This window comes from Stenotrophomonas sp. FW305-3-2-15-E-LB1 (assembly GCF_058787375.1).
This window is the reverse complement of sequence record NZ_JBYSZR010000027.1, coordinates 1-17,322: the sequence shown is the minus strand read 5'-3', so window position 1 is coordinate 17,322 and position 17,322 is coordinate 1. Positions and strand designations below refer to the sequence as shown.

General features: G+C 65.7%; 27 protein-coding genes and 1 tRNA gene. 14 read left to right on the top strand and 14 right to left on the bottom strand.

From position 1 onward, the window contains the following. Positions 1–157 precede the first annotated feature (157 nt). The 8 genes from pheS to AC3WL7_RS16780 all read left to right on the top strand — a co-directional run bounded on the left by pheS (position 158) and on the right by AC3WL7_RS16780 (position 5,869). Positions 158–1,153 (top strand): phenylalanine--tRNA ligase subunit alpha, encoded by a 996-nt coding sequence (gene pheS / locus AC3WL7_RS16815; protein WP_150455548.1) that lies wholly within the window; start codon positions 158–160, stop codon positions 1,151–1,153. An 83-nt stretch (positions 1,154–1,236) separates the two neighbouring features. Further along, complete coding sequence (pheT, locus tag AC3WL7_RS16810; RefSeq protein WP_492751799.1) at positions 1,237–3,618, top strand: phenylalanine--tRNA ligase subunit beta; 2,382 nt, start codon at positions 1,237–1,239, stop codon at positions 3,616–3,618. 27 nt (positions 3,619–3,645) lie between these two features. Further along, a complete protein-coding gene (locus AC3WL7_RS16805) occupies positions 3,646–3,945 on the top strand; it encodes an integration host factor subunit alpha (RefSeq protein ID WP_005410432.1) in 300 nt (99 codons plus the stop codon). Then, the gene (locus AC3WL7_RS16800) at positions 3,926–4,282 is read left to right on the top strand and encodes a MerR family transcriptional regulator (protein WP_005410431.1); all 357 of its coding nucleotides are present in this window, start codon (positions 3,926–3,928) and stop codon (positions 4,280–4,282) included. The genes AC3WL7_RS16805 and AC3WL7_RS16800 overlap by 20 nt, the downstream gene beginning before the upstream one ends. A gap of 68 nt (positions 4,283–4,350) precedes the next feature. Then, positions 4,351–4,427: transfer RNA gene (locus AC3WL7_RS16795), tRNA-Pro, on the top strand. 398 nt (positions 4,428–4,825) lie between these two features. Further along, complete coding sequence (locus AC3WL7_RS16790; RefSeq protein ID WP_283222230.1) at positions 4,826–4,957, top strand: hypothetical protein; 132 nt, start codon at positions 4,826–4,828, stop codon at positions 4,955–4,957. Then, the gene (locus AC3WL7_RS16785; RefSeq protein ID WP_079222584.1) at positions 4,944–5,255 is read left to right on the top strand and encodes a helix-turn-helix domain-containing protein; all 312 of its coding nucleotides are present in this window, start codon (positions 4,944–4,946) and stop codon (positions 5,253–5,255) included. The genes AC3WL7_RS16790 and AC3WL7_RS16785 overlap by 14 nt, the downstream gene beginning before the upstream one ends. 221 nt (positions 5,256–5,476) lie before the next feature. Then, complete coding sequence (locus tag AC3WL7_RS16780) at positions 5,477–5,869, top strand: hypothetical protein (protein WP_492751796.1); 393 nt, start codon at positions 5,477–5,479, stop codon at positions 5,867–5,869. A 43-nt stretch (positions 5,870–5,912) separates the two neighbouring features. Here AC3WL7_RS16780 and AC3WL7_RS16775 read toward each other — a convergent pair whose 3' ends face one another. Then, the gene (locus AC3WL7_RS16775; RefSeq protein WP_492751794.1) at positions 5,913–6,605 is read right to left on the bottom strand and encodes an aspartate/glutamate racemase family protein; all 693 of its coding nucleotides are present in this window, start codon (positions 6,603–6,605) and stop codon (positions 5,913–5,915) included. 150 nt (positions 6,606–6,755) lie between these two features. Between AC3WL7_RS16775 and AC3WL7_RS16770 the strand changes: the two genes are divergently transcribed. Together AC3WL7_RS16770 and AC3WL7_RS16765 are read left to right on the top strand one after the other, a co-directional pair. Beyond that, positions 6,756–7,394, top strand: a complete 639-nt coding sequence (locus AC3WL7_RS16770) for a LysE family translocator (protein ID WP_492751792.1) — start codon at positions 6,756–6,758, stop codon at positions 7,392–7,394. Between the two features lie 97 nt (positions 7,395–7,491). Further along, on the top strand, positions 7,492–7,665 hold the full coding sequence (locus AC3WL7_RS16765; RefSeq protein ID WP_108747071.1) for a DUF1328 domain-containing protein: 174 nt from the start codon (positions 7,492–7,494) through the stop codon (positions 7,663–7,665). 32 nt (positions 7,666–7,697) lie between these two features. Here AC3WL7_RS16765 and AC3WL7_RS16760 read toward each other — a convergent pair whose 3' ends face one another. From AC3WL7_RS16760 to AC3WL7_RS16740, 5 genes are all read right to left on the bottom strand, one after another. Further along, a complete protein-coding gene (locus AC3WL7_RS16760) occupies positions 7,698–8,030 on the bottom strand; it encodes an SMR family transporter (protein ID WP_492751789.1) in 333 nt (110 codons plus the stop codon). A gap of 13 nt (positions 8,031–8,043) precedes the next feature. Then, positions 8,044–8,616 (bottom strand): TetR/AcrR family transcriptional regulator, encoded by a 573-nt coding sequence (locus AC3WL7_RS16755; RefSeq protein ID WP_283222234.1) that lies wholly within the window; start codon positions 8,614–8,616, stop codon positions 8,044–8,046. A 47-nt stretch (positions 8,617–8,663) separates the two neighbouring features. Continuing rightward, entirely contained in the window at positions 8,664–9,431 is a 768-nt protein-coding gene (locus AC3WL7_RS16750) for a transporter (RefSeq protein ID WP_492751786.1), read from the bottom strand. A gap of 72 nt (positions 9,432–9,503) precedes the next feature. Beyond that, positions 9,504–9,737, bottom strand: a complete 234-nt coding sequence (locus AC3WL7_RS16745; RefSeq protein WP_079222578.1) for a DUF1653 domain-containing protein — start codon at positions 9,735–9,737, stop codon at positions 9,504–9,506. A gap of 9 nt (positions 9,738–9,746) precedes the next feature. After that, positions 9,747–10,019 (bottom strand): hypothetical protein, encoded by a 273-nt coding sequence (locus AC3WL7_RS16740; RefSeq protein ID WP_492751782.1) that lies wholly within the window; start codon positions 10,017–10,019, stop codon positions 9,747–9,749. A gap of 396 nt (positions 10,020–10,415) precedes the next feature. Here AC3WL7_RS16740 and AC3WL7_RS16735 point away from each other — a divergent pair, with 396 nt between their 5' ends. After that, positions 10,416–10,673, top strand: a complete 258-nt coding sequence (locus tag AC3WL7_RS16735) for a hypothetical protein (protein ID WP_492751780.1) — start codon at positions 10,416–10,418, stop codon at positions 10,671–10,673. On the opposite strand, the gene AC3WL7_RS16730 is transcribed toward AC3WL7_RS16735, so the two are convergent. The 8 genes from AC3WL7_RS16730 to AC3WL7_RS16695 form a co-directional block, all read right to left on the bottom strand. Continuing rightward, the gene (locus AC3WL7_RS16730) at positions 10,642–11,184 is read right to left on the bottom strand and encodes a response regulator (RefSeq protein ID WP_492751778.1); all 543 of its coding nucleotides are present in this window, start codon (positions 11,182–11,184) and stop codon (positions 10,642–10,644) included. The two genes, AC3WL7_RS16735 and AC3WL7_RS16730, sit on opposite strands and share 32 nt — an antisense overlap. Positions 11,185–11,287: 103 nt before the next feature. Beyond that, positions 11,288–11,770: a pilin gene (locus AC3WL7_RS16725; protein ID WP_492751776.1), complete on the bottom strand. Its 483-nt coding sequence runs from the start codon at positions 11,768–11,770 to the stop codon at positions 11,288–11,290. 114 nt (positions 11,771–11,884) lie between these two features. Next, entirely contained in the window at positions 11,885–12,340 is a 456-nt protein-coding gene (locus AC3WL7_RS16720; RefSeq protein ID WP_283222239.1) for a pilin, read from the bottom strand. A gap of 171 nt (positions 12,341–12,511) precedes the next feature. Next, on the bottom strand, positions 12,512–12,955 hold the full coding sequence (locus AC3WL7_RS16715; protein ID WP_492751773.1) for a pilin: 444 nt from the start codon (positions 12,953–12,955) through the stop codon (positions 12,512–12,514). Between the two features lie 106 nt (positions 12,956–13,061). Continuing rightward, the gene (locus tag AC3WL7_RS16710) at positions 13,062–13,424 is read right to left on the bottom strand and encodes a hypothetical protein (RefSeq protein ID WP_079222572.1); all 363 of its coding nucleotides are present in this window, start codon (positions 13,422–13,424) and stop codon (positions 13,062–13,064) included. A gap of 63 nt (positions 13,425–13,487) precedes the next feature. Next, positions 13,488–13,862, bottom strand: coding sequence for a roadblock/LC7 domain-containing protein (locus AC3WL7_RS16705; protein ID WP_283222241.1), 375 nt, complete (start codon positions 13,860–13,862; stop codon positions 13,488–13,490). Beyond that, a complete protein-coding gene (locus tag AC3WL7_RS16700) occupies positions 13,855–14,406 on the bottom strand; it encodes a GTP-binding protein (protein WP_079222570.1) in 552 nt (183 codons plus the stop codon). The genes AC3WL7_RS16705 and AC3WL7_RS16700 overlap by 8 nt, the downstream gene beginning before the upstream one ends. Further along, positions 14,403–15,110, bottom strand: a complete 708-nt coding sequence (locus tag AC3WL7_RS16695) for a hypothetical protein (protein ID WP_492751770.1) — start codon at positions 15,108–15,110, stop codon at positions 14,403–14,405. The genes AC3WL7_RS16700 and AC3WL7_RS16695 overlap by 4 nt, the downstream gene beginning before the upstream one ends. 240 nt (positions 15,111–15,350) lie before the next feature. On the opposite strand from AC3WL7_RS16695, the gene AC3WL7_RS16690 reads away from it, so the two are divergent. The 3 genes from AC3WL7_RS16690 to AC3WL7_RS16680 all read left to right on the top strand — a co-directional run bounded on the left by AC3WL7_RS16690 (position 15,351) and on the right by AC3WL7_RS16680 (position 17,028). Then, positions 15,351–16,010, top strand: a complete 660-nt coding sequence (locus AC3WL7_RS16690) for a response regulator (protein WP_492751768.1) — start codon at positions 15,351–15,353, stop codon at positions 16,008–16,010. Between the two features lie 141 nt (positions 16,011–16,151). Next, a complete protein-coding gene (locus AC3WL7_RS16685) occupies positions 16,152–16,691 on the top strand; it encodes a DUF3011 domain-containing protein (protein WP_108758165.1) in 540 nt (179 codons plus the stop codon). A gap of 133 nt (positions 16,692–16,824) precedes the next feature. Then, on the top strand, positions 16,825–17,028 hold the full coding sequence (locus AC3WL7_RS16680) for a hypothetical protein (RefSeq protein ID WP_079222567.1): 204 nt from the start codon (positions 16,825–16,827) through the stop codon (positions 17,026–17,028). The last annotated feature ends 294 nt before the right edge of the window (positions 17,029–17,322 follow it).

Here is a 17,322-nt window from a genome sequence, read left to right as displayed (position 1 = left end):
CAGGTAGAGGCAATGCATGGGGAAGGGCGCAAGTCCTTCCCCATTCTTTTTTGGGTCCCGGCAACGCCGCAGGCGCGCGGTGCGGGGACCGGCGGTGGCGACAGGGGTCGGCCCTTCGCGCATCGCGATGGCAGACCGACTGGAGTTCCGGCCCCCCATGAGCGACATCCAATCCCTCACCACCCAGGCCCTGGCCGATGTGGCCGCCGCACAGAGCCCCGACACGCTGGAACAGCTGCGCGTGGCCCTGCTCGGCAAGAGTGGCAGCATCACCGCCCAGCTCAAGCAGCTCGGCACCCTGCCGGCCGACGAGCGCAAGGCCGCCGGTGAAGCCATCAACCAGGCCCGTGACGCGCTCTCCAGCGCGCTGGGCGAGCGCAAGGCCGTGCTGGAGAACGCCGCACTGGATGCGCGCCTGGCCGCCGAAGCGATCGACATCACCCTGCCGGGCCGCAACGGCGACCGCGCCGGCCTGCACCCGATCACCCGCACCCTGGAACGCATCACCGGCATCTTCGGCCGGTTGGGCTACGAGCTGTCCGAGGGTCCGGAGATCGAGGACGACTGGCACAACTTCGAAGCGCTGAACTTCCCGCCGCACCACCCGGCGCGTGCCATGCACGACACCTTCTACTTTGGCGACGGCCGCCTGCTGCGCACGCATACCTCCGGTGTGCAGGTGCGCTACATGGGCGAGCACCAGCCGCCGCTGCGCATGATCGCCGCCGGCAAGGTGTACCGCAGCGACAGCGACCAGACCCATTCGCCGATGTTCCACCAGGTCGAAGGCCTGCTGGTGGATGAGCATTCCACCTTCGCCGACCTGAAGGGCACGCTGGCCGAGTTCGTGCGTGCCTTCTTCGAGCGCGATTTCGAAATGCGCTTCCGCCCCAGCTACTTCCCGTTCGTTGAACCCGGCGCGGAAGTGGACATCGCCTGGCAGCAGCCCGACGGCAGCACCCGCTGGCTGGAAGTGCTCGGCTGCGGCATGGTCCACCCGAACGTGCTGCGCAACGTCGGCATCGATCCGGAACGCTACACCGGCTTCGCCTTCGGGCTGGGCGTGGAGCGCTTCGCGATGCTGCGTTACGGCGTCAACGACCTGCGCGCGTTCTTCGAGAACGACGTGCGGTTCCTGAAGCAGTTCGCGTAACGGACCAGGTAGCGCCGGGCCATGCCCGGCGGACTCAACAACGCAGGCCCAGGCGCATGCGCCGGGCCCACCAGGGTGACACCATGAAATTCTCCGAAAACTGGCTGCGCAGCCACGTCCCGACCTCCGCCACGCGCGATGAACTGAGCGCGGTGCTCACCGCCATCGGCCTGGAAGTGGAAGAAGTGACCGCGCTCGGCAACGGCCTGCAGCACGTGGTCGTGGCACGCATCGTCGAGGCCGTGCGCCATCCCGAAGCCGACCGCCTGCAGGTGTGCAAGGTCGATGCAGGGCAGGGCGAACTGCTGCAGATCGTCTGCGGTGCGCCCAATGCGCGCCCGGGCCTGGTCGCGCCGCTGGCCATGGTCGGCGCGCAGATCGGCGATCTGGCAATCAAGCCGGCCAAGCTGCGCGGCGTCGAATCCAACGGCATGCTGTGCTCGGCCAAGGAACTGGGCCTGGACACCGATGCCTCGGGCCTGCTGGAACTGCCTGAGGATGCGCCGGTCGGCCAGACCCTGGTCGACTACCTCGGCCTGCCCGACGCCAGCATCGAGATCAAGCTGACCCCCAACCGCGCCGACTGCTTCAGCGTGCGCGGCATCGCCTACGACGTGGCCGCGGCCACCCGCAGCGAAGTGCTGGATTTCGCCGCCGACGCCATTGCGGCGGTCGGCAGCCGCGAGCTGTCCATCCAGCTCGACGCCGGCGCCGAAGCGCCGCGCTACCTGGGCCGTGTCATCGAGGGCGTCAACGCCGCCGCCAAGACCCCGCTGTGGATGGCCGAGCGCCTGCGCCGCAGCGGCGTGCGCCCGGTGTCGCTGCTGGTCGACATCACCCAGTACGTGATGCTGGAACTGGGCCAGCCGATGCACGCCTATGACCTGGGCACCCTGCAGGGCAGCATCGCCGTGCGCCGTTCGCGTGCCGGCGAAGCGATCAAGCTGCTGGACGGCCGCGATGCGGTGCTGGACGACAGCTTCCTGGTGGTGACCGACGCCGACCGTGCCGTCGGCCTGGCCGGCCTGATGGGCGGCTTCGATACCCGCGTCACCGACGACACCACCGCCGTGTTCCTGGAGGCTGCGCACTTCGCGCCGGCCGCCATCATGGGCCGTGGCCGCAAGCTGGGCCTGCACACCGATGCCGGCCACCGCTTCGAGCGTGGTGTTGATCCGGCGCTGCCGCGTACCGCCATCGAATACGCCACCCGCCTGGTGCTGGACCTGGCCGGCGGTACCCCGGCGCCGGTCACCGAGGCCGTTAACGAGGCCGATCTGCCGCAGGCGGCAACGATCACCCTGCGTCGTGCCCGCATCACCCGCGTGCTGGGCATCACGATCGAAGACGCCGAGGTCGAGCGCATCCTGCGCGCGCTGGGCATGGGCGTGACCGCTGCCGGTGAAGGCTGGCAGGTGACCGCGCCGAGCCGTCGCTTCGATATCGCCATCGAAGAAGACCTGATCGAGGAACTGGCGCGCATCCACGGCTACGAGCAGATCCCGACCACCCTGCCGGGTGGCGCGGCGCGCGTGGCGATGCCGACCGAGACCCAGCTGGATGTCCTCAGCGTGCGCCGCCAGCTGATCGCCCGTGATCTGCAGGAAACCCTGAATTTCGCCTTCGTCGATGATGCGCTGCTGACCCAGTGGCAGCTGCGCGACAACCTGGTGCCGCTGGCCAACCCGCTGTCGGCCGAGCTGGCGGTGATGCGCCCGGCGCTGCTGCCGGGCCTGGTCGCCACCCTGGGCCGCAATGCCGCCCGCCAGCTGGCCCGCGTGCGCCTGTTCGAAGTGGGCCGGGTGTTCGCCCAGCAGGCCGGCGAAAGCCGGCCGGCACCGCTGGAAACCCCGCGCGTGGCGGCCGCCATCTGCGGCGATGCGCAGTCCGTGCAGTGGGGCCTGCCGACCCGCAAGGTCGATTTCCATGACCTGAAGGGCGACCTGGAATCGTTGGCCGCCGCCAGCGGTGCCGTGCTCGAATTCCGCCCCTCCACCCGTGCCTTCGGCCACCCGGCCCGTTCGGCCGAGGTGTACCGCGATGGCGTGGTCATCGGCTGGATCGGCCAGATCCATCCGCGCCTGGCCAAGGCCATGGACATCGAGGCTGACGTCTATGCCTTCGAGCTGGACCTGGAGGCACTGTCCGCCCGTGCGCTGCCGCGTGCCGGCGAGCTGTCGCGCTTCCCGGCTGTGCGCCGCGACCTGGCGTTCCTGGTGCCTGAACAGGTGGCCTGGAGCGACCTGGCCGCGACCATCCGGCATGCCGCTGGCCCGCTGCTGCGCGAGCTGAACCTGTTCGACCGTTACGTCGGCCAGGGTGTCGAGCCTGGGTTCAAGAGTCTCGCTATGGGCTTGATTTTGCAGGACAAGTCGCGCACTCTGACGGACCGCGACGTGGAAGCGGTGGTGGCCGAGGCGGTCACTGCGATCGAGCGTGAACACCACGCCCGGATCCGCGGCTGAGCGGGAAGCACTCAGGGGTAGCAGGCAATGGCATTGACCAAGGCGGAGATGGCGGAAAAGCTGTTCGACGAAGTCGGTCTGAACAAGCGGGAAGCCAAGGAATTCGTCGACGCGTTCTTCGATGTGCTGCGTGAAGCGTTGGAACAGGGACGTCAGGTGAAGCTGTCCGGCTTCGGTAATTTCGACCTGCGGCGCAAGAACCAGCGCCCGGGTCGCAACCCCAAGACCGGCGAGGAAATTCCGATTTCCGCCCGTACGGTGGTCACCTTCCGTCCGGGCCAGAAGCTCAAGGAGAGGGTGGAAGCTTATGCTGGATCCGGGCAGTAACCGCGAACTACCGCCGATCCCGGCCAAGCGCTACTTCACCATTGGTGAGGTAAGCGAGCTGTGCGACGTCAAGCCGCACGTGCTGCGCTACTGGGAAACCGAGTTTCCCAGCCTTGAGCCGGCCAAGCGCCGTGGCAACCGCCGCTACTACCAGCGCCACGACGTGCTGATGGTGCGGCAGATCCGCAGCCTGCTGTACGAACAGGGTTACACCATCGGCGGCGCGCGCCTGCGCCTGGATGGTCCGGATGCACGCGAGGAATCGGCGCTGAGCAACCAGATCATCAAGCAGGTACGCATGGAGCTGGAAGAAGTGCTGCAATTGCTTCGCCGGTGATCCAAAACCCCGCGTAATCCGCTATACTTCACGGCCCGCCGCACTGGCGGGCACATCGCAGCATCAGTCGGGGCGTAGCGCAGCCTGGTAGCGCATCTGCCTGGGGGGCAGAGGGTCGTCGGTTCGAATCCGGCCGTCCCGACCAATGTGATGAAAAAGAAAGCCTGCGCAGCGATGCGTGGGCTTTTTTGTTGTTTGTAGGGTCGAGTTTGCTCGACTCCAGCTGACAGGCCGCGTCCTCACAGGGCTCTCTCTGCCAAGGTCCTGCATGGCAAGCGCGACGTCGTGGCTGAACAAGTTGGTCCGCAGGCACTTGTGATCTATACGGCTCTGCCGTATAGTTGTGACATGTCGCTACTGACCGTGATCGAGTCCCCACTGTTCAGCAGGTATTGGCCCGACTATTGGACGGCCGAACAGCACAGCGATTTTGTTGCCTACATTGCCGGAACCCCAGAGGCGGGGGACGTGATCCCAGGCTCTGGTGGATGTCGGAAGGTGCGTTGGTCGGGTGATGGCAGAGGCAAGCGTGGAGGAGTGAGAGTGATCTATACCCTGCGCTTGGCAAATGGAGCTGTAGTGGCACTCACCATTTACGGAAAAGGCACCACAGAGGATATTCCCGCGCACATCCTGCGCGAACTGGCGGAGGAGCTTGGCCATGCCGATGAATAAGAAAGAACGAGAAGCCCGTGATGCTGGCCGAAATATTGGCGCAGAGCTGCTGGAGGCTGTTCGCTCGGTGAAGGCTGGCAAAGTGGGTGCTGTGAATATGGTGCCTGTGTCGATTGCTGCAGAGGCGCGTCAGCGGCTTGGCATGTCCCAGGCGCAGTTTGCCGGAATGCTCGGCGTATCGGTACGTACGTTTCAAGACTGGGAGCAGGGTCGTCGCGAGCCATCCGGCGCCGCAAAAACGCTTCTGAAGATCGCGGCGTTGCGTCCAGATGCCGTGCATGAGGCGCTGGCAGTCTGAGTTGTCGAATCACGAAGCCCCCGGTAGGCGGGCTTCGTCTGCAGCTACAACGTTGCAGTGGCGAAGTCGAGCAAGCTCGACTCTACCGAGGGTGTGCGATATCGGGCGTTCAGGCCCGCAGCCCATACGGTCCGGTACTTCCCTTATCATCGGCGCACATCCGATTGCATCGGCATTCTCCTCGCACCCGCCACCGGCGGTTGCGGCGGGCGTGCAGGGCGATGCGCGGACCACGACGACCACAGGGGGTTGCGTTGATCAGCAGTACCGTCATTCATCGTTCGGCCGGCGCAGGCACGGACGGCTTCCGCGTCCTGGACACCACGTTCAAGGAAAAGCGCGTCTTTGTTTCATGGGGCCTGCGTGGCGAGGATCTCAGCCGCGAGGCCGAGCCGGCCGAAACCGTTGTCGCGCGCCAGGCGTTGCAGCGCGAGTCGCGGCAGGTTGAAGGGCCTCGCAGCGGCGAAGTGTTCATTGCCAACCAGGCCGCCGCGGCCATCAGCGTGTACCGCCTGCTCAGCGAGGCGCGCAGTGGCGATGCCGTGTTCTTCCTGTGCGATTCGCCAGCGGTGGTCGAGTGGCTGGTGACCGCGCTGGAAATACGCGAAGGCTGAAATGCGGGGTCAGATCCCTTCGCGTTGCGAAGGGATCCGACCCCTATGCCAGTGCGGCGTCCACGGCGGCGCGTGCATGCAGGGTGGTGGTGTCGAACAGCGGCACCGGGCTGTCCTGCTCACGTACCAGCAGCATGATCTCGGTGCAGCCCAGGATGATCGCCTCGGCGCCACGGGCGACCAGCCGCGCGATCACGTCCACGTACACCTGCCGCGACGCTTCGCTGACCACGCCTGCGATCAGTTCGCGGTAGATGATGTCGTGCACGTCGCGGCGGTCGTCAGCGTCGGGCACCAGCACCTCCAGCCCGAAACGATCGCTCAGCCGCCCACGGTAGAAATCCTCTTCCATGGTGAAGGCGGTGCCGAGCAGGCCGACCGTGCGCAGGCCCGCCTGCAGGATCGCCTGGGCGGTCGGGTCGGCAATATGCAGCAGCGGCAGCGGGCAGGCGGCTTCCATCTGCGGGGCCAGCTTGTGCATGGTGTTGGTGCAGACCACCAGCAGGTCGGCGCCACCGGCCTGCAGGCGGCGTGCGGCATCGATCATTTCCGTGCCCAGCGCGTCCCAGTCGCCGTCATGCTGCAACTGCTTGATGCGGGCGAAATCCACCGACCACAGCAGCAGCTGCGCCGAATGCGCGCCCCCCAGCCGCTGGCGGACATCCTCGTTGATGAGGCGGTAGTACTGCGCCGAGCTTTCCCAGCTCATGCCGCCGATCAGGCCCAGGGTCTTCATGCGTATCTCCATGCTGGAACCGCCATTGCAGCACAGACCGGCGGCCGCGTGCAGGGCGCCATCTGTAACCGTCATTCGTGGCCCGCGCTGTACGTACCGCGGCGCGCCGCCAGCCCGTAAGCTGGTGGGCTCCCCGCGTCGAGAACAACAATGGCCCTGCATACCTGGTGGTGGTTCCTGGCCACGGTCTTCGTGCTGTGCGGCACGCCGGGCCCGAACATGCTGCATATCCTGGGCCGCAGCGTCGGGCTGGGTTTCCGCCGCAGCGTGCCGGCCATGGCCGGCTGCCTGTTGGCCATGCTGCTGGTGCTGGCCGCCTCGGCTGCTGGGCTGAGCGCGTTGCTGCGCTCCTCGCCGATGTTGTTCGAGGTGCTGCGTTACCTGGGCGTGGCGTATCTGGCCTGGCTGGGCATCAAGGCTTGGCGCGACAGCTGCCGTCCGGTCGCGACGGGCACCGGAAGCGAGCCGCTGCTGGCGCCGGTGCACGGTGCATGGTCGGTCTTCCGCGGTGGCCTGCTGGTGGGGCTGAGCAACCCGAAGCTGCTGCTGTTCGCCGCCGCATTCCTGCCGCAATTCGTCGATCCCGCGCGTGCGCAGGGCCTGCAGTACACGGTGCTGGTGGCCACTTTCGTCGCCTGCGAACTGTTCTGGTACGTGATGTATGCCGCGGGCGGGCACAGCCTGCGCCGCTGGTTGGCCAAGCCCTTCGCGCAGCGCTGGTTCGAACGGCTGGTGGGCAGCGTGTTCCTTGCGTTCGCTGTCGCGCTGCTGCGCTTCCGCCCGCGCTGAACGTTCACGCCGCGCGCGCGGCGCGCTCACGGCACCCGCATCGGCGCCTGCCTAACCTGATCCCACTGTTATCAGTCCCTGTGGGGAAAGGATCGACATGATCAAGTGGGCCATCATTTTCGCCGTCATCGGCCTCATTGCCGGTGTGCTCGGTTTCGGCGGCATCGCCGGTACCGCAGTCGGCATCGCCAAGTTCCTGTTCTGGGCAGGCATCATCATCGCGGTGATCCTGTTCCTGATCGGCAGGAGCGTGGCCAAGAAGGTCGCCTGACAGCCTGCCACATGTGGCCGGCAGCAGCGCGCTCAGTGCGCGCTGCTTTTCGAGAACAGATTGATGACCAGCACACCCGCGCAGATCAGGCCGATGCCGATCAGCGCCGGCGTGTCCAGGCGCTGCTTGAACACCAGCAGGCCGATCAGCGAAATCAGCGCGATGCCCACGCCGGACCAGATCGCATAGGCGATGCCGGTCGGGATCGATTTCATCGTGAGCGCCAGCAGGTAGAAGCACACGCCGTAGCAGGCCAGCGCACCCAGCGTGGGCGCGAGCCGGCTCATCCCCTCGGACGCTTTCAGCAGTGAGGTGGCGATCACCTCCAGCGCGATGGCGGCGGCCAGGTAGGCATAAGGATTCATCGCAGGCTCCAGGTCAGCCGGGCATGCACAGTTTCAGGGCTTCGCCCGCCATGGCCAGCGCGTTGCGCCGTTCTTCCTCATCCAGCGGGCGGCCATAGGCCGTGGCCCAGTAGCCATCGGCAGCGCAGCGCGCCGCGTACAGGCGCGGGTCGGTGGCCTCGCCGGGGAACTCGGCCAGCATGCCGCGCATCCATTCGCGCCAGTGCGCCAGCATGGCCGGTTCCAGCAGGTTGGCCATGGTCAGGCCGATATCGTTGTCCTGGGTCTGCTGCAGCAGGTGGTTGAAGCTCACCTCGACGTAGGCACGGGTGAAGCAGCCATGGCCGGGCGGCGCCTGCAGCATGTGCGCGCGCAGGTCCTGCTCGAACGCAGAAACCAGCGCGGTCAGCGTTGCGTCCAGCAGCGCCTGTTTGCTGCTGAAGTGATGGAACAGGGCGCCCTTGCTGACGCCAGCGGCACGGGCGACGTCCTGCACGGTCAGCGCGGCAAGCCCGCCCTCGCCGATCACGCGGGCGGTCGCGTCGAGCAGGGCCTGGCGCACGGCTTCGGGCGCCTTGCGGCGGGTGAGGGCGGGGGATGCGGACATGAATGAAGGAAACCGACTGGACGGTACGATTGTAGCGCAGCCGCGTCTCAGTCCAGATAGACCGACAGGCCGCTGGCCATCTGCAGGTCCGGGCTGTCATCGTCCAGGCCGACGTCGAACGAGATATCCAGCTGGACGCCCGGGCGCACCTGCCAGCTCAGGCCGGCCCCCGCCAGCGTCTGGTCGGGCGCATCGTTCACGTCGAAGAAGCCTGCTTCCAGATAGGTGGACACCGTCGGGGTGGCCTGCAGCGACAGGCTGGGCGCCCACGTGGTCGTGCGTTGGCCCGCGCCGCGCTGATGCTCGGCAAACAGCGCCAGGCTCCATCGATCGGTCAGGGCCTGCTCCACGCTGGCCGCAAGTGCGTATTGCCGGCCGTCGCTGAAGGCTGCGTCGCCGCGCGCCACCACGGCCGTGGCCAGCACCGCCCATGCGGTCCGGTCATTGCTGCCGGGGCCGGCCCACTTCACGCCGACGCTGCTGTCGCCCGCCCCGCGCAGGCGGGTGTCCCCACCATCTGGCGCGCGCAGGCGCTGGCGATTCCACGGTGTACCCGATACCTGCAGTTCCAGGCCGGGCGCCAGGCCGGTGCGCAGTAGGGCTTCGCCGGACAAGGTGGTGCTGCGCACGCCCTCGGCGTCGGTTTCGCGCAGGTAGGAAGGAAGCCCGAACTCCAGCGCGGCGGCGCCGCGGCCTACCGTGTCGGTACTGAAGCCGAGGCCGGGCCGATCAAAGGCGGGCGGGTCGGACGGTGGCTCTGCCCGTGCGGACAGGCAGGCCATGGAAAGCCCGAACAGAACGATGCACTGGCGCATGCTGGCCGACGAGCTCGAGGGGTGTTGCCGAGCATGCGCGGGCCGCGCGTCGGGGCGCCGTGAACGCGGGCGTCAGTCGTCGATGCGGGCGAAGCGCGGCTGCGGGCCGTGCTCGCCGGGCACCTGCTCGACGAACATGGCGTACGGGCGCACCCACAGGCCACCTTCGCCATAGAGGGCGCGGTATAGCACCTGCGGTTGCAGGGTTTCGCTGCTGCGCACGATATCGATCACTTCGTACAGACCGCCCTTGAAATGGCGGTAACGGCCCGGCTCGAGGCGGGGCAGGGGGCTGAGGTCGGACATCCTGGAATTCTACTTCCGCGCGGGCGTGGGCGGCAGCGCGCACCAGGCATCAATGGCCTCGGCGGTGTTGGCCAGGCCCTGGGCCTGGGCCAGCTCCCATGGCCGCTGGCAGCGCCCGCTGCGCTGGCACCATTGGTAGCCGGCCGAACCGATGCAGCCGTGGGCATCGCGATCACCGCCGACCACGGGCGCGGCGGCGGCATCCCGGGTGGGTGCGGGTTCGGGCTGTGCGCAGGCACTCAATGCCAGCACCAGCAGCACCGGCAGAAGGGCAGTCTTCATCGGCATGGCCTCGGGTCCGGAGGCCTCAGTGTCGGCTGCTTCCGCGCCGGCAACAAGCGCTCAGCTGATGCTGGCGCGGACCAGCTCCTCAAGCAGGACCAGATAGCTGGCCACGAAGTAGAACTTCAGCAAGGTCGAACGCTGCAGCGGAAGCGAGGTGCGCATGTGGAAGGGGCCCCTGTTAGTGACGGTAGTGTGAAGCGCGCCTGACTTCGTGACAAGAGTCACGGAAAACCTTCACTAAACGGACTCATAGATGTGATGGGGGTAGCGTTCTGACAGCTCCGTGCGGATTTTTCGTACTTATCTGATAGGCCGCCCCTGACCGGCTGACTAGGGTGGATGGCATCAGCAGACGGCCTCTGGCCCCTGCGTCTTCCACCACAGGAGTCCGTCATGGTCATTACCGTCAAATGCAGTGCCGCCCAGTGGTCGCTGCTGGATCCCGCTGCGGGCAGCGCCGAAGCGTTCTGTTCGGGGGCTGCAGCCTTCGATACCGCCGTCGAGCGGGCCGGGGATCACTATCGCCGCACCGGGCAGGAAAGTGTCGTGCGCGTGGAAGCGCTGGGCAACAGCATCGAAGCCGTGCGTTTCCAGGCGGTGGCTGTCGCGCCGGTGCAGGTTACGGAGCTGCATCCTGCGCCAGCGGCGTGAGGCCAGCCGCATCCCGGCTCAGCGCCGGGGTAATGAAGCGCCACAGCCACGCACGGCTGACGGTTTTGGTGTGGACGTGTTCGATCCGCCCCGGCAGAGCCCTGTCCTGCAGCAGTCGCTGCGGGTCCTCGGCCAGCACCAGGATGAGCAGGTCGCGGCGCAGGCAGCAGATGCGCCGTAGCAGGGGAATGCCGTCGCTTTGGCCAATGGTCGGCATGCAGGGGTCGATGACCAGCACTTTGCAGGCCGGGTCGGCAATGCGTGCCAGTACCTCCGACGGTGAGCGGGCTTCGCGGGGAGCCTGACCCTGCAGGTGCGGGAAAATGCCGAGGGCGAGCTCGCTGCGGACCCAGGGGTTTGCATCTGCGATGACCAGGGCATGGGCTTGGCCGTACAGCCTGGGGGTGATGGCAACAGGGCTTTCTGGGGTAAACCGATCGTCGTTGGCGGCGGGTACGGTGGACATGTGGGTGTAGTGGGTGATGCGCGAGAGACTGATGAACTTCCGCACGCCCAACTCCTTAAGTACGAGCCATGTTGGATGCACGGTGTTGGCTTCGCCGCGTCATTGACGACGATGGACTCGCCCGGATGTCCAATTTATTTCACACAGGCTATGGATTATCGGGGCCGCAGCCCTTTGGGAGGAGGTCGTAATAGGGAATGGCAGTCCAGCAGCGCCATTCATGAGTGTCTGAATCCCTTATCAGCACCAGGTTCATGCTCCACGTGCCAACGTTGTAGCCGGAATCAGGACGCAGGAGGCAGTCGATTAGCAGGTCGCCGTCTGCAGCAACATGCGTTGTAATGGTTTCGCAGCGTTCACTTTCATCTGGCAACCCCAGTTTTTTGTTGTCTGAGCCAAAGAGATCGCCTCGCTCTGCCAGCCACGCTTCCACGCCCGCTTTCCCGCCGGCTATGTCCGCCAGCGCAGCAGCCAGCTTTGATCTTGTAGTGAACTTCTTGTATTGCGGGACTGCGATCATGGCCAGGATCGCGATGATGCCCACGACGACCATGAGCTCAATCAGAGAGAAACCTTGCTGGCTGCGCACGCGTGCAGCTTCACGGCCATCCTCTGAGAGTTTGTTTTCCATTGCTTCCTCCGTGGCGAAGCCAACATTGAGCCGGGAACGGTATGAGGCAGTGACTGGAGAGGCACATGCGGCTGTATGCGGGCATGAAAGCCGCGCAGCGGCATGTGCCTGCGATCAGGCCTGACAGCCGCGCGGAAGTAGATCCTGCTCAGGGATGTCGCTCTCGCAGAGCCAGGTGCCATTCGGGTCGCGACTCAACGTCAGGCTGCCGGTGCCAAATGTGGCGTCGCTCTCAAGCCGGCAGTCGATGCTTGTGGCACCACTTACGGCATCTGCCGTGACAGTAATGAAGCTGCAGCGTGAGCTGGAATCGGGGAGGCCAATCGATGCCGCTGTGGTTACCTCGGTGCCCGCAGCCAGGAGTGACTCGACGCCAACTTTTCCGCCCGCTATCTCTGCCAGTGCGCTCGCCAGCTTCGCTTTGGCGGAAAATTTTTGGTACTGCGGAAGCGCAATCATCGCCAGGATGCCGATGATCGCCACGACCACCATAAGCTCGATGAGCGAGAAGCCTTTCTGTCGGGAGTTTATGCGGGATGCACGATGTGTGCGGAAACGAGAGGTGTCCATCTTCTTTCCTCGGTGACGTGGGTTATTCATCGAAATCGCCGCGATAGCTCGTGCTTCGTGGCGTGGCGATAGATAATCACGGGCATCGCTCCGGGTATATTCAATTAATGGGAAAATTGGCCTTCGCAGGATTGATTTCCCCACTTTTCCCATTTGTTGAATCAATACGGTTCACGGACGGCAGGCTGCTGGCAGCAGTTGCGGGTCGGGTACTTCAGCCATGCAGCGCCAGGCGCCCTGCGGTGTGCGTTGCAGTGCCAACGTGCCGCGCACGGGTCCATCGCCGCGGAGTTCGCAGCGCAGTCGTGCGTGCCCGGTGTCGGGCAGGTGCATGCGCAGTTGCCTGCAGAACGCCGCGCTGGCGGGCAGGCCGAGATGTTGGTCGCTGATCCGCAGATCGCCGCCTGCGTAGCTGGCTTCCACGGCCTGGATCACCTCGCCAAGGCGGGCAACGGCGGTGTGCAGGTACTCGCGTTCGCTGTTTCCGCCGAGTGTTGGCGCAGCCAGGACGACGGCATAAACAGCAGTGATGGCCGCCGAAATGGCAATGGCCGCCCAGGGTCTGGCCCGGGGCGGCAGCACGATGTCCCTGTGTTCCGGAGAAGCTGCATGCATGGCAGTGGCTCTCCCTCCTGTGTTCCTTGGGAGGAAGACATCCCAGTGCCGGGGCCGCTCCTCCAGCGGCCCCGGCACGCCTTCCCCATGAACGCGTTTGTGGCCGTTACAGCGCCAGCGAACTCTCCACATCCAGCACCATGCGGCGGGCGAGGGCGAGGTTCGCCTTCTGCCGGTCCAGCACGACGTAGAAGAACAGCCCCTTCTTGGCCGACACCGGGCGCAGCACGTGGTAAGCGCGGCCCAGGGTGATGAGGATGTCCTCGATGCTGTCGTTGAGGTTGAGGGCTTCGGCGGTTTTCATCTTGGCGCGCAGCACTTCGGTGTTGCCGGCGGCGGCCAGTTCCATGTCCACGCCCGAGCCGGCGTTGCCCAGCAGCATGCCGCTTTCGTAGTCGACCAGTGCCACGGCTTGTGCGCCGTTGATCTGCATGAGCGTGTCCAGGCATTTGTTGATGGCGGTATTCATTTCAGTCGTCCGTTGCGGGTGTTTGGAAGAAAAGAGTCGTCTGAGCAGTGAGAGCGACATGCATCAGTTCGTGTTGTCGGCCAGCGTGCGCACACACTGCTTGGCATGCCACAGGGCGTTGCCGATGACACAGCTGTGGTCGCACGCGGTCATCAGCAGCCGCGGCTGCGATCCGGGAATGGCCAGCATCAGCACCTTGCCGTCGGCGGCGTCGAGGATCAGCGTGTCCAGTTCGCCAAAGCGCAGCTCGCGCCCCAGCGCGCTGGCCAGGCCCAGCATCGAGCTGGTCATCGCGGCCAGGCGATCGGCCACGTTGCCTTTCGGCCCGGCCTGGGCGAGCGCGAAGCCGTCGGCGCTGGCAACCACGATGGCCTGGATGCCCGGGACGTCGCGCGCCAGTGCGTTCAATGCCGGTGCGGCGTTAAGGGCGTTACTCATGTGCGGCCGCCATTGCATTGCATTCAATCTGGCTCATCAGCAGGTCCATGGCGGTGATGGCCTGCTTCATGTCACGCGGGTCCAGCGGCAAGGCCGGCAGGTGCGGGGCCTGCTCGCTCAACCACGCCTGCCAGTGCGGCAGGATCGGATCGTCGGTGCGGCCGCACTTGGTGATGCCGATGACTACCGGCAGGGTGGGCGCGTGCTCGGCGATGGCCTGCAGGTGCTGGCCGGCGAGTGTGGCGTTGACGCACTTGCTGCCATCCACCAGCACGATGGCGCCCTCGGCACCCGCCAGCAGGATTGGCCAGATGTAGGAGAAGCGTTCCTGCCCGGGCGAACCATACAGGCGCAGCCGGTCGCCGCCCGGCAGGTCGATGTCGCCGTAATCCATGGCAACGGTGGTGTACTCCTTGCCCACGCTGGGGTCGGTATTGCGGGCTTCGGTCACCACGGCTTTGCCGTGGGTGAGGGTCTGCACCAGGGTGGATTTGCCCGCACCCAGCGGGCCCATAACGACGATCTTGTGCTCACGCACGCTCATGCACTCCAGCGGATACGAAGTTGGCGCCACAGATTGACGAGGCCATCGGTGGGCGAGGGGCGGACCGGTGCATCGCTGCCCATCACCGGGAAGGCGTAGGCAGTGAGGAAGGCGGCATTGAAGAACGACTGCACCTGGCGTTGCGGCAGGTCGAGGATGTCGCAGCACGCCTGGACGGAGGCGCCCTGCTTGATCAACAGTGCGCACAGGCGGAAGTGGTCGTGGCGGTGGGCGAGGATGCGGAAGTCCGGCCAGCGGCGCAGGCGCAGCTTGGCGTCCATCTGCAGCGGCAGCATCAAGCGGTCCAAGCGTGTTGCGGCCAGCGCGATGTTCCAGAGCGTGGGGCGCAGCGCCAGGTTGCTGGACACGACCGCGCGCTGCTCGAACACCTCCTGCGTGACCGGTGCAAGGCTCAACGCCGGCTGCTCCTCGGCCAGCAGTTTCTGCAGCAGTGTCAGCGTGATCGGTGCAGGCGCCGTGGTCATCATGCGGTCGTTCTTCGTGTCCAGCCAGCAGACGGCCGTGTCGTCATGGATGACGGCGGCATAGGCGGACCTGCGCGGCATCGCGGTGTCGTTCGCCAGATGGATGCGCAGCTGCTGCACGAAGGGCAGCGCCGCCGCCGGCAGCGTTGCCGCTGGCATCGACAGAGGGGCAGGCGGTGCCTCGAGATCTTCGAAAGGATGGCGGCGGAATCGGACCATGAGCATCGGGCGCCATGAGTGATTGGGGGTGGATATATAAGTCGGTTTTTGGTTTTGTTTCCATGAAACTATTGGGAAAGTTGCAAATGTGCGCGGGGGTCATGCAATTAATGGAAAGGCATGCATGAGCGCGGGTTTGCGGTGAGGAATTGCATTTTCCGTTGTTAAGTTGACGAAGCGTTCAAGGGTTATTAGCGTTTTCCGTGCGCACTGCGGCGTGACCATTTACAGGCAATCACCATGCTCACTCGAATCGCCATTGCGGATGACCATCCGCTGGTGCTGTTTGGCACCCGCCTTGTGATCGAGGCAGAGGGCCGGCACAGCGTCGTGGGCGAGGCGCAGTGCGCGGAAGCGCTGCTCGATCTGCTCGCCACTGAAGCTGTGGATCTGGTGGTGACCGACTTTTCGATGCCGGGTGGAAAGCGGCCGGATGGGCAGGCGATGCTGCAGGCGCTGCGTCGCAATCACCCCAGGATTCCCGTGGTCCTGGTCACGATGATCACTAATCCGACCACGCTCAACATGGCCATGCGGACCGGCGTGCGCGGGCTGGTCTACAAGGGCAGTGGCGTGGACGGCCTTCGCAATGCGGTCGATTCGGTCATGGGCGGCGGCATCTACCTGGACTCCGAGCTTGCCCCCTGCCTGCAGGAGGCCGGGCGCCAGCGGACCCTGTCCGTGCTTTCGCCCAAGGAGCTGGAAGTGCTGCGGCTGTATGTGTCCGGTCCGTCGATCACCGAGATCGCCGCACAGTTGCGGCGGACGGTCAGTACGATCAGCCGGCAGCGGATCTCGGCAATGCGCAAGCTGGGCATCAGCAACGACGCCGAGCTGTTCGCGTTTGCGTTCGAGGAAAAACTGGGGGCACCGCTGGCGATGGCGGCCGAGGGGGAGTGATCGCCGGCGGGTGCTGATCGTTTCTGGTCAGGCCCGGTTGGGTTGCTTGAACGGAATGCCAACCATGTCATGCGCCCCCTCTGTGCGGCGCGCCCGGAATCTCCGATGCTTGCGCCATCGTATTCATCTGGAGAAGTGGCAATGGGCAAGGGATCGGGCAGGGGACTGGGCTGGGGAACCGTGGCATGCCTCGTGCTGCCGATGCTGGCGGCTGCAGGTGCCGCGCAAGCGCAGAACCGTGGCTATGACGACCGCTACGACAACCGTGGCGGCGGAATCGTGCGCTGCGAATCGGTGAAGAACCGCAGCAACGAGTGCCGGCTGGACGGTCGCGCGCGCCTGATCCGCCAGTTGTCTGGCTCGCCATGCGTGGAGGGCCGCACCTGGGGCCAGTCGCGTGGTGGCGTGTGGGTGACCCAGGGCTGCCGTGCCGAGTTCGTGGGCGAATCCCGTGGCGGCTGGGGCCACGGCGGTGGTGGTTGGGGCGGCAACGGCGGCCAGGTGATCGCCTGCCATTCCAATGACCGCCGGCAGAAGTACTGCGATGCGCGCATCCGCCGCGACGTGCGCCTGGTGCGCCAGGAGTCGCGCAGCCCCTGCGTGGAAGGTCGTACCTGGGGTTGGGACCGTCGCGGTGTGTGGGTCAGCGATGGCTGCCGGGCCCAGTTCCAGATCAACTGACGGCAGTGGCCCTCAGATTCAGATTAATCTGATGGCGGTCACAGTTCATTCCTCGTATCGTCGGCAACCGGGGGCAGTGCGCCTCCCGGTGTGCCCACCGTCATCGATACGCTGTTCAAGGAGTGAGCAACGCATGTTGATCCGTCTGCAATGTGAGCAGCGCCAGTGGCGCGTGCTGCACCCGGACAAGCCGGAACCGATCGAGTTCCGCGACGGTGTCCGCGCCTTCGATTTCGCCGAAACCCTCGCGCGCCTGCACTTCACCGACACCGGCCAGCGTGCGGCCGTGCGCGTGGAAGCCAGCGGCGCGTTTGTCGAGGCGATCAGCTACGGTTGAGCGCCACCGACGGTTGCACCGCCGGTTGGTGGGTGCGGACCGTTGGTCCGCACAGATGGATCTACTGGTTGGGTGGGGGCGGACCGTTGGTCCGCACAGATGAGTCTACTGGTTTGGTGGGTGCGGACCGTTGGTCCGCACAGATGAGCCCGTCCACGCATGGCGTGGATCTACTGGTTGGGTGGGTGCGGACCGTTGGTCCGCACAGATGAGCCCATCCACGCATGGCGTGGATCTACTGGTTGGGTGGGTGCGGACCGTTGGTCCGCACAGATGAGCCCATCCACGCATGGC

Excerpts from the sequence above, each read along its gene's own strand:
- pheS (WP_150455548.1), top strand. The coding sequence starts at position 158 with ATGAGCGACATCCAATCCCTCACCACCCAGGCCCTGGCCGATGTGGCC.
- pheT (WP_492751799.1), top strand. The coding sequence starts at position 1,237 with ATGAAATTCTCCGAAAACTGGCTGCGCAGCCACGTCCCGACCTCCGCC.
- AC3WL7_RS16805 (WP_005410432.1), top strand. The coding sequence starts at position 3,646 with ATGGCATTGACCAAGGCGGAGATGGCGGAAAAGCTGTTCGACGAAGTC.
- AC3WL7_RS16800 (WP_005410431.1), top strand. The coding sequence starts at position 3,926 with ATGCTGGATCCGGGCAGTAACCGCGAACTACCGCCGATCCCGGCCAAG.
- AC3WL7_RS16785 (WP_079222584.1), top strand. The coding sequence starts at position 4,944 with ATGCCGATGAATAAGAAAGAACGAGAAGCCCGTGATGCTGGCCGAAAT.
- AC3WL7_RS16780 (WP_492751796.1), top strand. The coding sequence starts at position 5,477 with ATGCGCGGACCACGACGACCACAGGGGGTTGCGTTGATCAGCAGTACC.
- AC3WL7_RS16775 (WP_492751794.1), bottom strand. The coding sequence starts at position 6,605 with ATGAAGACCCTGGGCCTGATCGGCGGCATGAGCTGGGAAAGCTCGGCG.
- AC3WL7_RS16770 (WP_492751792.1), top strand. The coding sequence starts at position 6,756 with ATGGCCCTGCATACCTGGTGGTGGTTCCTGGCCACGGTCTTCGTGCTG.
- AC3WL7_RS16765 (WP_108747071.1), top strand. The coding sequence starts at position 7,492 with ATGATCAAGTGGGCCATCATTTTCGCCGTCATCGGCCTCATTGCCGGT.
- AC3WL7_RS16760 (WP_492751789.1), bottom strand. The coding sequence starts at position 8,030 with ATGAATCCTTATGCCTACCTGGCCGCCGCCATCGCGCTGGAGGTGATC.
- AC3WL7_RS16755 (WP_283222234.1), bottom strand. The coding sequence starts at position 8,616 with ATGTCCGCATCCCCCGCCCTCACCCGCCGCAAGGCGCCCGAAGCCGTG.
- AC3WL7_RS16750 (WP_492751786.1), bottom strand. The coding sequence starts at position 9,431 with ATGCGCCAGTGCATCGTTCTGTTCGGGCTTTCCATGGCCTGCCTGTCC.
- AC3WL7_RS16745 (WP_079222578.1), bottom strand. The coding sequence starts at position 9,737 with ATGTCCGACCTCAGCCCCCTGCCCCGCCTCGAGCCGGGCCGTTACCGC.
- AC3WL7_RS16740 (WP_492751782.1), bottom strand. The coding sequence starts at position 10,019 with ATGAAGACTGCCCTTCTGCCGGTGCTGCTGGTGCTGGCATTGAGTGCC.
- AC3WL7_RS16735 (WP_492751780.1), top strand. The coding sequence starts at position 10,416 with ATGGTCATTACCGTCAAATGCAGTGCCGCCCAGTGGTCGCTGCTGGAT.
- AC3WL7_RS16725 (WP_492751776.1), bottom strand. The coding sequence starts at position 11,770 with ATGGAAAACAAACTCTCAGAGGATGGCCGTGAAGCTGCACGCGTGCGC.
- AC3WL7_RS16720 (WP_283222239.1), bottom strand. The coding sequence starts at position 12,340 with ATGGACACCTCTCGTTTCCGCACACATCGTGCATCCCGCATAAACTCC.
- AC3WL7_RS16715 (WP_492751773.1), bottom strand. The coding sequence starts at position 12,955 with ATGCATGCAGCTTCTCCGGAACACAGGGACATCGTGCTGCCGCCCCGG.
- AC3WL7_RS16710 (WP_079222572.1), bottom strand. The coding sequence starts at position 13,424 with ATGAATACCGCCATCAACAAATGCCTGGACACGCTCATGCAGATCAAC.
- AC3WL7_RS16705 (WP_283222241.1), bottom strand. The coding sequence starts at position 13,862 with ATGAGTAACGCCCTTAACGCCGCACCGGCATTGAACGCACTGGCGCGC.
- AC3WL7_RS16700 (WP_079222570.1), bottom strand. The coding sequence starts at position 14,406 with ATGAGCGTGCGTGAGCACAAGATCGTCGTTATGGGCCCGCTGGGTGCG.
- AC3WL7_RS16695 (WP_492751770.1), bottom strand. The coding sequence starts at position 15,110 with ATGGTCCGATTCCGCCGCCATCCTTTCGAAGATCTCGAGGCACCGCCT.
- AC3WL7_RS16690 (WP_492751768.1), top strand. The coding sequence starts at position 15,351 with ATGCTCACTCGAATCGCCATTGCGGATGACCATCCGCTGGTGCTGTTT.
- AC3WL7_RS16685 (WP_108758165.1), top strand. The coding sequence starts at position 16,152 with ATGGGCAAGGGATCGGGCAGGGGACTGGGCTGGGGAACCGTGGCATGC.
- AC3WL7_RS16680 (WP_079222567.1), top strand. The coding sequence starts at position 16,825 with ATGTTGATCCGTCTGCAATGTGAGCAGCGCCAGTGGCGCGTGCTGCAC.